The following is a 13162-nucleotide window of genomic DNA, read 5'->3' on the forward strand; positions in this document are numbered from 1 at the left end:
GGGTGTACGCATCACTACTTTCTATATCGGAAGGGACAGTCGATATCTTAATTAGTGGCATCACTACATGATGGAAAAATCAAATGAAAGGAGGAACATGAAAAGACGAAAGCAAGCCGAATTATCACATCCTAATTTTGTCGCTGTGCGGCTATCAGACACAGAGATAACGATATTGGATCAGGCTTGTGCTTCTCTAGGCACAACCCGTTCCGAATATTTGCGAAGGCTTCTAACTGAAAAGAAAATTTATAACAATGTAGAAATTGTCGCAGACATCAAACTACTTCGGGATCTAGTCGGACAATATGGCAAGATTGGTTCCAATCTGAACCAGATCGCCAAGTATTTTAATACCGGTGGAACTCATTCCCAGGCTATGGAAAATGAAATCCATCAATGTATCTCCGACCTCTTCCTCTTACGAAAAAAAGTGTTAGAAATGGCAGGTGATTTTCATGGCGATACTAAAGCACATCAAAAGTAGAAATGCCAACTATTCAAATGCCATTGATTATCTGCTTTTCCAACATGATGAGAGCACTGGAAAAAAGATAAAAGATGAAATGGGGCGAAGTCTTTTAAGAGATGAATTCTACATGGATGGTCTCAACTGTGATCCGATGTCTTTTGACAAGGAGTGTAGTCTAATAAATGCAAAATTTCATAAAAACAAAAAATCATCTGAAATCAAAAGTCACCATTATATCATCAGTTTTGATCCGGATGATAAATCAGAATGTGGACTGACCGGGGAAAGGGCGCAGAAATTATGTTTAGACCTTGCCAAAAAAATATTTCCCGGATATCAGGCTCTTATCGTGACACATACCGATGGTCACAATGGTTCCGGTAATATCCATACGCACATTGTGATTAACAGCGTCCGTAAGAAAGCTGTCAGAAGGCAGAGTTACATGGATAAGCCCCATGAAGAAATTGCCGGATACAAACACCGATCCACAAATAAATTTCTGAATTATTTCAAGAAAGAAATTATGGATATGTGCATCCAGGAGGGACTTCATCAGATCGATCTTCTCTCTCCGGCTGAAACTAAAGTGACACAAGCGGAATATATGGCTCAAAAATCCGGGCAGAAAAAATTAGAAGAGACAAACAAAAAAATCATTGCAGATGGGTTGAAACCAACTGCCACTACATTTCAGACACAGAAGCAAGAACTCAGGAATGCCATCGAAGAATGCAGCTCGCATTCTAAAAGCTTTCAGGAATTTCAATCACTTCTTTTTGAAAAATATCAGATTTCCGTCATTGAAGAAAGAGGAAGATATCGTTATCTCCATCCGGATCGGGACAAACGGATTACAGAGAAGGCTTTGGGAACTCAATACGGCAAAGAACATTTAGAACAGCTCTTCCTACGAAAAGATCCGATAACCATTCTTTATGTCAGATCGCATTTACGGTTGGTGGTAGATCTTCAGAAAAATGTAAAAGCAATGCAAAGTCCCGGATATGCTCATCGGGTAAAAATATCCAATCTTCAGGAAATGGCAAATACCATTATCTATGTGCAAGAACATGGATACAATACCCAAACCGAATTAAAAAATGCCTTTTCCGAATCTCAAAAACAGTTAGATCAGGCAACAGATCAGCTTATGAAAATGAATGCAGATTTGAAAAGCATTAACCGTCAGATCCATTACACTGGACAATATTTTGCACAGAAAGCAATCTATACCGAATTTTTAAAAGCGAAAAACAAAGGCAGATTCCGAAAGGAACACACCGCTGAAATTCAAGCATATGAAGAAGCCCGTGACTGGCTGAAATCTTTTTATCCAGATGAAAAGATGCTTTCCATCAAGACATTGAAGGAACAAAAAGCCAGCTTACAGGAACAGATCGACCAGCAAAAATCATCCATTCGTTCTCTAGAGGATCTGACACAAGATTTAAGAACCGTAGACAAAAATGTGGAAGCACTTCTCCACAACCAGGTTCCGAAAAAGCAAAAGACACAGGAACCTGAATTATAAATCATTTTACGAAGGAGGAATTACAATATGACACAAAATGAATTTAATGTTGTACTTGAACAACAGTATCGAAAATGTGCCGATGTCCTGGCATATAAGAAGAAAGAATACACAGGAGACCGCATTGACCGCCTGAGTGCATTTAAAATCGCCGCCTCATTACAGGGATGCACACCTAAGGCTGCTCTGGCCGGAATGATGTCCAAGCATATCGTATCTCTCTATGATATGTGTTACTCTTCTCTGCTCCAATTTGACTTAGAGCAATGGGATGAGAAGATCACAGACTGCATCAACTATCTCATTCTGCTGAAAGCATTGATAAAGGAGGAACAAGCCTATGGATCACATTGAGACAAAGATTTTAAATAGTTATACCATTCAGGAGGCAGCTCAAAACATGGTATTTGCGGCAAGACTTACCCAACAAGGTCACTCTATTCAAAACATGGATGACCTTATGGTGCTTTATCAGAAATCTTTTACAGATAAAACTGTAGACCGAATCGCCAGTCTTCCCCACCCAACCGTACAGAAATTTACGGTAATCACAGTTGCAATTGTAGGTGCAAGCAGACGTTTTCTTACACAGATCACCCGTCATCAGAATGAAGTAAAATTCATGAGTGCATCTCTGCAATATAGCAACTATTCAGAAAAAGCTGCATTTGCGATTCCATATGAAATCCTTTTTTCAGAACAGAGATACCTTGATCTCTATCTGGAAAGCTGCTTATCGGATCTCAGATGCTATCAGGAATTGTGTTCTGTGGGATTTCATCATGATTCCGCCGGATATGCCCTCCCCCATGCTTTAAGAAATATTCTGATCATCTGTGCTACACCTTATGAGTGGAAACATATGATCAGTCAGCGAATCTGTAGGAGAAATACCGACGAAACAAGAATTGTAATGTTGGATATCTGGCAGAAACTATATGAATTCGATCCGGTGTTATTTTCACCGAAGCTGACCGGTCCTTTTTGTCAAAGGGGATGTTGTGAAGAAGGTTCTATGTCCTGTGGAATTCCTATCCCAAAAGAATGGTCACCATTAGAAATAATGAGAGCAGATTATCCTCTGCTCGTAGAAGGGAGGGTAGCTGTTTATGAAAATTAAATTAATCGATTTTGGATTAGAGAAAGATCATTATCCCTTCCGTCCTCATGAAAATGATGCTGGAGCTGATGTATATATGCCTTATGACTACACATTAAAGCCGGGAAAGATTGCAAAAATCCCCTTAGGCTTTGGACTCGTAATTCCAGACGGATATGCCGGTTATGTCTTTCCCAGAAGCAGCATGGCTGCAAAAGGATTGGTCTGCGAACTTCCGCCTATTGATTCTGGATATCGTGGAGAGATTCATACCATCATCAGCAATATTAGTTCAGAATCCCAGACACTCCGCAAAGATACCCGTGTAGGGCAACTGGTTATCACTCCGGTTCTAATTGCTGACTTTGTTCTGGATCTCGGAGAAGAAAGAGATACCGGAGCTTTTGGAAGTACAGGTAAATAACAATCCCTTATTTTTTGAGGTGCTGGCTCATTATTTTTGGAACCTCTGCATCTTACTATAATTTCATTGAAAGGAATGATATGAAACTACTAAAAAAATATCCTATTCCCGGTGACTTATATTCTCTACTTAGAAAATAGCACAAAATAATATTTTCGCGAAAAGAAGATGAACTTGATAGATGGATTGTACAGTCATCATCTTTGAAAATCGATGAATTGGATATATATGTAAATGACTTACAAGCTAATATTGATGCAGTCAAAAACGCTATCTGCTATAAATATAACCACAAATTAGAAGAAGGAAGTTTGAATAAAAAATCACCTAAATTTGGAAAAAAACGATTTGATGTTTACAATTTTGCTACACGAAAGCCCTCATCATCACCCACTATGTTGATACCGATTTTTAGTGCTGTGACTCGACGGTTACATTCTAACATAAAAAACAGAGGAAAGCTCTTTTTGAGTTTTCCTCATACCTCATCACAGAATTATATCATTATTGATTGTATTCTTCTGTCCATGAATAAACCTATAATTTGCCATTTTTACAGTTTTAAAATCCTTTTTTCTGACAAAAAGAAGTTCATCCATACCCCTCTTCAATTTTCTGACAAACCATAGATTATAGACTTTCGATACTATTTAGCCTATTCGATATCTTTATTTATATTTCATCCCTTTGTTAATCGTATTCAGTCTTACTTTTGTCCACATCCTAGTCTTGTTAAACTTTTTAATATACACTCTTTTATTAACAGGGTAACGATAATCAAGAAACAATATTATTGGGGGATGAAGGCAAATTTTAGAAGATACGTTAGATATATTGTCCTATTAGTCATTTAAATTAGATATAAAGTATTCACAAATTCTATATTCTAACATTTCGCATTTTTCTAATAATGGAAAAATTCTTTCAAAATTGCAATCTCCAAACTTGTTCTTCCTAAAAGATTCCCTTAAATAAAAATTTAACGCAATTGTTGTTGTATTAATTAATTCAAAAATTATAGATTCAATATAGTTAGAAGCATTTAAATACTTCTTTTCTGAAAAGTATTGATATCGATAACTCCACATTTTACTGTGAGCACGCAGTAGGCTAAAATGCCGTCTAACCATTGGGGATTGAAATATGTTTTTCCAACATTCTATTCCCCAGAAGAACGAGTCCTTATAATTATTTTCTAAAAACAAATAAGAATCACATTTCGATAATAGATTAGTGCAATTCAAAAAATCGTAAATAGTTTTCTTTAAATTATCAGGATTAAACTTGTATTCCTGGTGTGGATGATATTTTAAAAGAATAATTTCTGAATAATTATTTAAATAATCATCTACATTAAACCCCTTACATTTGGGAAGAGAACAAAAAGCTTCATTAATCTCAGCATACGGACACTCATACATGGTATAAATCCCGTTATTAAAAAAATCATACATCTGTACAGTCTGCGATAAAGTATCTATATTAGTAATGATGGGATTATGGTCATCATCTATCTGCGTTTTGTATTTCTGAATAGGATGTCTATTCAAGAGAGAATAGACATAAAAACCATCTTTAAGACAGAACTCTAAAAAATCGGTGTAATTGATAAAATTATCTTTGACAAATATAAACGGAAGAGTATAAGTATCAATAAAAGGACAAATATTCCAAAGAAATTTTGGGAAAAAGTAATCTGCCCCATTCTTTTTATTAATATATACATTTACAAAATTAGAATAGATCCAATCAAAAGTTTCAGGATAATTTTGTAAAATTCCTAATAGACAATTATCAAATGGTACATGTGTTATCATAGGAAATTTAAACGGTAAATTTGTCTTCATAATAATCTTATACTCCTGTAATACAACAAAAAATAGTATCTTTAAAATAAGAATAAAAAAATAGTAAAGAAATGTCAATAATAAAAACAAAATATTATGTGAATTAGTAAAAATATTGTTGTAAATGTAAAATTCTTTATAGAGTTTGAGTGTTTGATTCACCTACAAAAACTCTGCTCCTCAAGTTAGCGGAAATTTAAGCTATTAGAATGAGTATGGCAATAGATCTGTCCCTCCTTTCCGGAACACAAACGTATCTAAATAAGTCAATCAACAAGCCACATTCGTAGCATTTGTTTTACGCAGATTGAACCCTCTTACGTTCGTGTAAAATCTCTAGTAAATTGAATAGACAATGAGTAAATCTAGTATTGATGACCATTGCTAATTTATTTCAAAGGAGTTTTTATCATGAACACTATTGGTATCGATGTTTCTAAAGATAAAAGTGCTATCACTATCCGCAGGCCCAGAGCGATAATTCTCATGCTGCCTTTCGATATCCTCCACACAGTCCTCTATCAATGCTCTCATTATCCAAATCAAAAGTCTTGATGTAGAAACAAAAACTGGCATGGAGCCTACCGACAAATACTATGAACCAGCAGTTCGTTTTCTATATGGACCAAAAAACTACCATGAAAATCAACTTCATTTCTCTTCTTGATCAAGCCTATCCCAGAGCCAACGAATTCTTTGACAGTCTTGCCCTTAGTGATGGTAGCCAGAAACAGAGGATTTTGTCTACATCTACTGGCATGCGGACTGTGTACGCGGCAAGTCTCTGCAGTCCTTTACGGAACATTCCCAGAAATGATACAAATGCTACGTCTATAATTTCGGTGCCTCAAAGGCGAAAAAAACTATCAGCTCTCTTCTGACCTAATCGCTGTTTTTCCAAAAGATGACATTACAAAAACATAAGCGCCTATTGTGAACGTTTACAGCCATACTTCATGATTAAGCATAGACTCTTATTTAATTGTACTCACTCCAGCACCTAAGCTATAATATCAAAGCTACCCTATAAAAACTAGTTTTCTTCACTGATATAATAATCGAATGATCGCCTACCACTAAATAGCAAGATTTCAATTTTACCAAACTCCTCTTGATGTTATCACATCCTGTAAACATTCAAATTATATATACCATTCTAATTGTCCTAAATAAAGTTTTGAATAATATGATGTAGTATTCTGTATTAATGCATCATGTGTTCCCTCTTCTATAATTCTGCCCTTGTCAAAAACAATTACCCTATCCACATCTTTTGAAAATCCTAATCTATGCGAAATAAAAATAACAGTTCTATCACCAGCGAGATTTTTCACTAAATTATAAACTTCTATTTCTGATAAAGGGTCAAGATGTGCTGTCGGCTCATCCAAAATCCAAATACTCGCATTCTTCTTTGCGATTAAACGAGCCATAGCAATTTTTTGCCACTGTCCTTTTGATAACTGAATGCCATTTTCTAAATGTCCTAGAAATGTATTTAACTTATCTGGTAATCCGTAAATGTAATCATATAAGCCAACTTTTTTTAAGATTTCCCATATTTCCGTATCGCTAATATTTTTACTATTTAGCAAAATGTTATCACGTACAGTTCCCTGATATTCTAAAAATTCTTGCGTGATAACAGATATCTTTTCCAGAGAAGGGGTCATTAATGTACCTTCATAATTTTGAATTAAGCTTAAAATTAAATTAGTAAATGTTGTCTTTCCACTACCATTAGTTCCTACTATAAAAATTTTCTCCCCTTTTTTTATTGTTAAGTTTATATTCTTCAGAGCAAAGACGTTCGATTGGGGATAAGAATATGTAATATTTCGAAACACAATCTCTGAATTCTCTACCTTTATTCTATCTTTTGACGTGATAAATCCTAATATTTCGTTATATATACGAACAAAGTAAGAATTTACTATATCGTCCTGAAGATTCTCTTGGATTTGCATAATCATATTTGTAATACTAGTCAATACGGAATTAATAGCAATTATTATTCCTACATCATGTTTTCCCAAGGCTACTTCATACATTGTAATTAACAGAATTAGTATTCTTGGAATATTGTACAAAACACTAGCTAATTTATTCAAAATCTCTGTTTTTTTATATATGCCAGAAGTAATCTTGTATTCGTTTTCAAATTCTTGATCCCATTTATTTGAAATATAATGATACATTCTATAAAATTTATATTCTTGATGTTCCACCATATTCCCAGTTAAATTAAATAAATATTCTTGCTTTTGACTTCTCTCTTTTGCATTTTCCCAAAGTCCTCCGAGTATTTTATACAGTGATTGTGCTTTTTTATTGAACAAAAGAAACAAGAAAAAATATATTAACACAAATATCCAATAGATTCGGAATAGATAATACAAGTAAATAAAGATTAAGGGTATAATACTGATATAATATAAAGAATTTTTTAAAATACTTTTCATACTATCCAAACCTTTAGTTCTAGTTTCATGGATTTTTAAATTTATATCATGTGTTTCAAAATACTCCCAAGAAATTTTGCTCAATTGTTCATTTAAATTGTATTCTATATTATATGAGAATTTTAAAATCAATTTGCTTTCAACAAATTTCTTTATTGTATCAAGTATTGAAAAACATATCATACCGATAGTAAAACCAGCTATGCCTATTACTGAATTATTAAATGATACTTTACCATTTAATAATTTGTATGCTAAATTCATATTATATTCACTATAATATAAATTCAGAAATACATTTCCTGACATAAGCAAATATAGCAATATACATATAATATATTCCTTTTTTGCAACTGTAAATGCCAGTCTATTTACTTCAAAAATTTTAATGTTTAATTTCTTCATAAGCCTTACCTTTTATTAATATGACTAGATTTAAAGTAGCTGTTTAAATTTTCTACAATGTGTTTTACTATATTATTAAAAAACAAATGAAGTTTATAATCGAATTCATGGCAAATATACTTTTATTATACTTCATAAATCATTTTTTGGCTTTCATACAATTCATAATAGCTTCCTTTCGTTTGCAACAATTGCTCATGCGAACCAGCCTCAATGATTTCTCCATTTTCCATAAAATATATTCTATCTGCTAATTTAGCAAATCCTATTCTGTGTGATATAAGAATTGCTGTCTTATTTTCTATATTTTTTCTAAAATTTGCCAGTAATTCCATCTCTTGAATCGGATCAATAGAAGCAGTTGGTTCATCTAAAATTAAGATTTCTGAATTTCCCATATACGCTCTAGATAACACAATTTTTTGCCATTCTCCTCGTGAAAGTTCTGCTCCATTACTATCATATTCTTTTCCTAAGATACTATCCAATCCATTTGGCAATTTGCCAATTATTGTATCAGCACCTCCTTTTTTGCATGCCTGTAAAATCTTATCTGAATTAGAAATATATTCAATTTTCCCCAATCCTACGTTTTCTTTCATTGTTAAACTATATCGAGTGAACTCTTGAAACCCTACCCCAAATAACCGAAATACATCTTCCTGGTTCAGATCTTTTAAATTTTTTCCATTTAATATAATTTCTCCTTCATAATCTTCTAGTAATCCACATAATACTTTCGAAAGGGTAGTCTTACCGCTTCCGTTATATCCTAAAATACTTATTACTTCCCCCCTCCTTAGAGAGATATTAGCACTTTTTAAAGCATATCCTTTTTGATTTGGATACTTATAAGAAACATTTTTTAATTTTATTTCATCAAACTCACTTACATATTCTCCCGCATCATTTGTATTTTTTCTCGTTTTTTTTATAAATTCGTTAAACTTTTCTATATATTCAATATTTTCAGGTATATCCCTAGTAATTATTTGAATAATTTTGTTGCTCTCTGCCATAAGTGTCATCATCATCCCGAACAAAAAAGTAAAATCACCTATCGACATTTTATTTAAACTTACAAGTCTTAAAAAAAATACTGTTAATAATCCCGATAAAAATTTCTGAATAATATCAGGAATTAACGATAAGAAGAGAGATTTATTTTCAAAACGAATTTTTTCATCTGTGAACTGCAAAAAGTAAGACTCCCATTTTTTCAAAAATGATAAGCTCAAATTATATACTCTTAATTCTTTTGCATATTTTTTTTCTCCTAATAGCATTGTATAATAATCTGATTTTCTTTCCTTGTTTATAGTTTTTTTATTAATTTTCACACGTTCTCTAACAATATATCCATTAATAAAATACATTATTACTGCGATAAAAACTATAAAGACAAGAACACTTAAGTTAAAAACTGTTATCGCCGTAATAGTCAGTAGCAATTGGATGCTGGCAGCAAATAATTTATTAAATATTGTAAATGCAATTTTTGACGTATTATCCAAATTTTTCTTCACAAATTCATAGTTATCATAAAATTCCTTTTTATAAAATGTGTCTTGCTTTTCTTGATAGCTATTTTTTTGAAAAATCTTTGTATAGATTTTTTTCGATCTGCTTGTGCATAATAATTCCAAATAATTATTTATATTTGCTGTATTTGAACCAATACAAAGCATACAAAATAAAAAAGCAACAGGAAGAATTATATTTATATTAATTCTCCCTCCTTCAAAGGCCCACAATGCTGTATCAGTCATCCATTTAAATGAGTATGTGATTCCAAATCGTGCAAAAGCAATAATAATGATGATTGCAAAATTAATTCCCCAATAAATTGGATTTAACTTTATTGAATTAAAGCAATATTTCATTAACATTTTCATTGTATTCTCTAGCCACCTCTATTCCATTTTCCCTTATCTTGTCCAGCTCCTCTACCTCAAAAACTCCATTACAAAATAAATTTAAATATTCATCAGACACACTTTGCCCAAAAATCAACGGATCATCTGAAGCAATTGTAACAAGTATATTATTATCATACAATTTTCTAATAGGATGTTCCTTATATGTATTTACTCGTTTTAATCGTATATTACTTGTAGGACATATATTTAATGGAATTTGTTGTCTTCTAATAAAGCTCATAGCATTCATATCATCTACACTCGAAATACCGTGATTAATTTCATCTAAGCCTAACAAATCTATTGCTTTTATGATTTCATTCGGACTTCCAAATTCCCCTATATGTATTCTTTTTCTTAGCTTATATTCTTCCGCTTTTCTATATAAAGGGATAAATTCTTCAATGGGTAAAGCTAATTCTGGTCCTGATAAATCAATAGCTTTTATCCATCCCGCGCTAAATATCTCGTCTAAGCAGTATTCAACTTTCTTAAATGGAACTCTCCAATCAAACGAAACCTCCGGCAATAATACTAAATCTTTGGCAACAGAGTCCTTTACTCTTTTTATCCACTTCATAAACTGACTCATAGATTTAAAACTTAAAATTTCCTGTAAAGAAAAACTCATTACACAAAAAACAATTCCATTATCTGTACATTCTTTAAATGACGCTCGAATTTTTTTATAATATCCTATTGCCCCCTCTAATTCATGAAAATTATCTTCATACCATTGTTCCATCTCCTCAATAGAATCAAAATAATTAATTTCATTTCGGAACCTTAAATCCCAACATTTTCCTCCTGTTGTAGAATGCTTGTGTAAATCATTTTTTTCAATCTCTCTTATTTTTTCTATTTCACAATTTAGTAAAGCTTCAGTAAATTTAGACATTTTCTGTATCAACCTTATAACAATAAATCTTCGAACGTATTTACAGCTTGTTCCCTTTCTTTTTTATAATTTATTCGTTCATGCAAATCACATATGTTATCTTTATATTTATGATTGCTAATAAGTTCCAGCAATAGGGTTTCAATCTTTTCTATGCCATCAAATGATTTAGCTTTTTTGGATATTCTTTCCATAATAGTTCTTTTTAATAATGTACTGCACTTTCCTATAGATAACGCTTCCACTCTTGCAGCATTTCCATGCTGATCGTAGCTGCAAGGCAATGCTAAAATTGGTACTTCATAGATAATGCAATCTTTTATGGTTCCATAACCCGCATGACAAATCACTACATCTGCAAATGGCATAATCTCTTCTGGATTAATAAAATCATATATATACACATTCGTAGGAATCTTATAACACCCTATCTCTTTACCCTTTTCACCCAAACTTACTATTACATCCCAATCGGAATGTTTTTGCACAATCTGAAAGAATTTTACAAAAAAACTTTGTAGTTTCAAATATCTATGACTTAAAGTTCCAAAAGTACAGTAAATCACTTTTTTATTATCGAAATTTAGTCGAGAAACATATTCCTTTCTATTTATTTTGTTTAAACCAGTATAAACATTTACATTAGAATTTACATTTTTGAAATCTAAATATTCAAATTCTCCACTTCCTAAAATAAGTGTAGGGTATTCGATATACAAGCCATCTAAGCCATATTTTAATTTTCTCCTCATTTTATAACTTTTTTTCATTAAACTTATAGTATATTTTAGGCCAGAATACGTCTTTTTTGACAACTCTAATCTCAATATTCGTCTAATCCAGTGAATTACAACAATAATTTGTGATCTTAATCTTAAATCAGGTATATAGCTGCTAGTATTAGGTGGAAATTTTGTGTTAAAAAAATATTGCCCACAGTTTGTTGTATATAGAAATATTTTTTTTTCACATTGATAAGCAGCTTCAAAAAATAAATAGAATCTTGAAACATGAAATAAAACTGCATCTATGTCTTGTTTTTCTAAAATTTGTTTACATTCATCTGTAATTTTATTTAACATATTTCTATATTTTATACGATCAGTTCCCTTTTTCGATATCAGTTCTTGAAACGTGCAGGTTTGCAAAATCATAAAATCTACTCCTGATTTTTCAAGAAAGATTCTACTTTCCTCAAATCCCACGTATGTCAACTCATATTTTTCCGCTATATTTTTAGTGAAATCATATATTGCCCAATAATGACTAATATGATTATTAACATAAATAACTATTCTTTTCTTATTCATTTGTAGCTATAAAAACTCCTGCATCTTTTTGAATATGAAACAATTTATGGGTAGAAAAATACTCTTCAATATCTTCAATAAACCTTACTTTTTTTTCTCCAACAAGTTGCTCCTTTGCTCTACTTCCTGACAGTATATAATTTATCAAATCATTGCCCGAAGTAACTTCTAGACTATCTTCATGCCTCCTTATCTCAACTTTTTCAAACACCCTTAAAATTTTTTCTTCTCCATTGTTGAGAGTAAATCTATCTGATGTTCGATTTAATGGCATATCTACATACTTTCTAGTTAAAGAATCTAACTCTTTTAAATGATTTACTCCAAAAGTAGATGCATAAAATCTTCCGTTTTTTCTTAATACTCTTTTTAACTCACTTATACCTTTAATAATATCTTCAACATGGTACAGCATATGATTTGCAATAACAATGTCAAATTCTTGATCAGCAAACGGAAGATTTTGCACGTTCCCTTCATGGTATGTAAATTCTATGTTATCAAGTTTCCCAATATTTTCTTTTGCTGTTTGTAACATTCCAGACGATCTATCTAATAAAGTAATTTTTAAAAATGGAGGAATTTTATTTTTATTTTTATACCATAAAGCTCCTGGTCCACAACCACATTCTAAAATTTTCATGCCACTAACTAAATTCATTTGTCTGAATACCCACTCATGAAATCCTTCACTATTAACACTATACTTCTCATGTAATATAATCCTTGCATTTAAATTAGACGCTGTTTTATATTGATCAATTTCCCTTTTACTCATATTTTACCTCCTTT

The 13162-nt window shown here is 32.0% G+C and carries 11 protein-coding genes; 5 read left to right on the top strand and 6 right to left on the bottom strand.

Annotation, left to right across the window (positions count from 1 at the left end; genetic code table 11):
* Positions 1-97 precede the first annotated feature (97 nt).
* From ACESPO_RS12645 to ACESPO_RS12665, 5 genes are read left to right on the top strand one after another with little or no spacing between them, the layout of a single operon-like run.
* On the top strand, positions 98-487 hold the full coding sequence (locus ACESPO_RS12645) for a plasmid mobilization protein (protein ID WP_499788933.1): 390 nt from the start codon (positions 98-100) through the stop codon (positions 485-487).
* Positions 459-2006, top strand: coding sequence for a relaxase/mobilization nuclease domain-containing protein (locus tag ACESPO_RS12650; protein WP_499788934.1), 1548 nt, complete (start codon positions 459-461; stop codon positions 2004-2006). Before ACESPO_RS12645 ends, ACESPO_RS12650 begins: the two co-directional genes overlap by 29 nt.
* Positions 2007-2033: 27 nt before the next feature.
* Positions 2034-2360, top strand: coding sequence for a hypothetical protein (locus ACESPO_RS12655; RefSeq protein WP_499788935.1), 327 nt, complete (start codon positions 2034-2036; stop codon positions 2358-2360).
* Positions 2347-3126, top strand: coding sequence for an FAD-dependent thymidylate synthase (locus tag ACESPO_RS12660; protein WP_499788936.1), 780 nt, complete (start codon positions 2347-2349; stop codon positions 3124-3126). Before ACESPO_RS12655 ends, ACESPO_RS12660 begins: the two co-directional genes overlap by 14 nt.
* Positions 3116-3529, top strand: coding sequence for a dUTP diphosphatase (locus ACESPO_RS12665; RefSeq protein WP_499788937.1), 414 nt, complete (start codon positions 3116-3118; stop codon positions 3527-3529). The genes ACESPO_RS12660 and ACESPO_RS12665 overlap by 11 nt, the downstream gene beginning before the upstream one ends.
* 842 nt (positions 3530-4371) lie before the next feature.
* On the opposite strand, the gene ACESPO_RS12670 is transcribed toward ACESPO_RS12665, so the two are convergent.
* The 6 genes from ACESPO_RS12670 to ACESPO_RS12695 all read right to left on the bottom strand — a co-directional run bounded on the left by ACESPO_RS12670 (position 4372) and on the right by ACESPO_RS12695 (position 13148).
* On the bottom strand, positions 4372-5376 hold the full coding sequence (locus ACESPO_RS12670) for a hypothetical protein (RefSeq protein ID WP_499788938.1): 1005 nt from the start codon (positions 5374-5376) through the stop codon (positions 4372-4374).
* Between the two features lie 1142 nt (positions 5377-6518).
* Complete coding sequence (locus ACESPO_RS12675) at positions 6519-8243, bottom strand: ATP-binding cassette domain-containing protein (protein ID WP_499788939.1); 1725 nt, start codon at positions 8241-8243, stop codon at positions 6519-6521.
* 125 nt (positions 8244-8368) lie between these two features.
* Positions 8369-10138 (bottom strand): ABC transporter ATP-binding protein, encoded by a 1770-nt coding sequence (locus tag ACESPO_RS12680; protein WP_499788940.1) that lies wholly within the window; start codon positions 10136-10138, stop codon positions 8369-8371.
* A complete protein-coding gene (locus tag ACESPO_RS12685) occupies positions 10110-11060 on the bottom strand; it encodes an amidohydrolase family protein (RefSeq protein WP_499788941.1) in 951 nt (316 codons plus the stop codon). The genes ACESPO_RS12680 and ACESPO_RS12685 overlap by 29 nt, the downstream gene beginning before the upstream one ends.
* A 14-nt stretch (positions 11061-11074) precedes the next feature.
* A complete protein-coding gene (locus ACESPO_RS12690) occupies positions 11075-12370 on the bottom strand; it encodes a glycosyltransferase (protein ID WP_499788942.1) in 1296 nt (431 codons plus the stop codon).
* Entirely contained in the window at positions 12363-13148 is a 786-nt protein-coding gene (locus tag ACESPO_RS12695) for a class I SAM-dependent methyltransferase (protein WP_499788943.1), read from the bottom strand. Before ACESPO_RS12695 ends, ACESPO_RS12690 begins: the two co-directional genes overlap by 8 nt.
* Between the last annotated feature and the right edge of the window lie 14 nt (positions 13149-13162).

The sequence above is a fragment of the Coprococcus sp. HPP0074 genome, from assembly GCF_964238105.1.
GTDB classification, from domain to species: domain Bacteria; phylum Bacillota; class Clostridia; order Lachnospirales; family Lachnospiraceae; genus Faecalimonas; species Faecalimonas umbilicata.

Excerpts from the sequence above, each read along its gene's own strand:
- ACESPO_RS12645 (WP_499788933.1), top strand. The coding sequence starts at position 98 with ATGAAAAGACGAAAGCAAGCCGAATTATCACATCCTAATTTTGTCGCT.
- ACESPO_RS12650 (WP_499788934.1), top strand. The coding sequence starts at position 459 with ATGGCGATACTAAAGCACATCAAAAGTAGAAATGCCAACTATTCAAAT.
- ACESPO_RS12655 (WP_499788935.1), top strand. The coding sequence starts at position 2,034 with ATGACACAAAATGAATTTAATGTTGTACTTGAACAACAGTATCGAAAA.
- ACESPO_RS12660 (WP_499788936.1), top strand. The coding sequence starts at position 2,347 with ATGGATCACATTGAGACAAAGATTTTAAATAGTTATACCATTCAGGAG.
- ACESPO_RS12665 (WP_499788937.1), top strand. The coding sequence starts at position 3,116 with ATGAAAATTAAATTAATCGATTTTGGATTAGAGAAAGATCATTATCCC.
- ACESPO_RS12670 (WP_499788938.1), bottom strand. The coding sequence starts at position 5,376 with ATGAAGACAAATTTACCGTTTAAATTTCCTATGATAACACATGTACCA.
- ACESPO_RS12675 (WP_499788939.1), bottom strand. The coding sequence starts at position 8,243 with ATGAAGAAATTAAACATTAAAATTTTTGAAGTAAATAGACTGGCATTT.
- ACESPO_RS12680 (WP_499788940.1), bottom strand. The coding sequence starts at position 10,138 with ATGAAAATGTTAATGAAATATTGCTTTAATTCAATAAAGTTAAATCCA.
- ACESPO_RS12685 (WP_499788941.1), bottom strand. The coding sequence starts at position 11,060 with ATGTCTAAATTTACTGAAGCTTTACTAAATTGTGAAATAGAAAAAATA.
- ACESPO_RS12690 (WP_499788942.1), bottom strand. The coding sequence starts at position 12,370 with ATGAATAAGAAAAGAATAGTTATTTATGTTAATAATCATATTAGTCAT.
- ACESPO_RS12695 (WP_499788943.1), bottom strand. The coding sequence starts at position 13,148 with ATGAGTAAAAGGGAAATTGATCAATATAAAACAGCGTCTAATTTAAAT.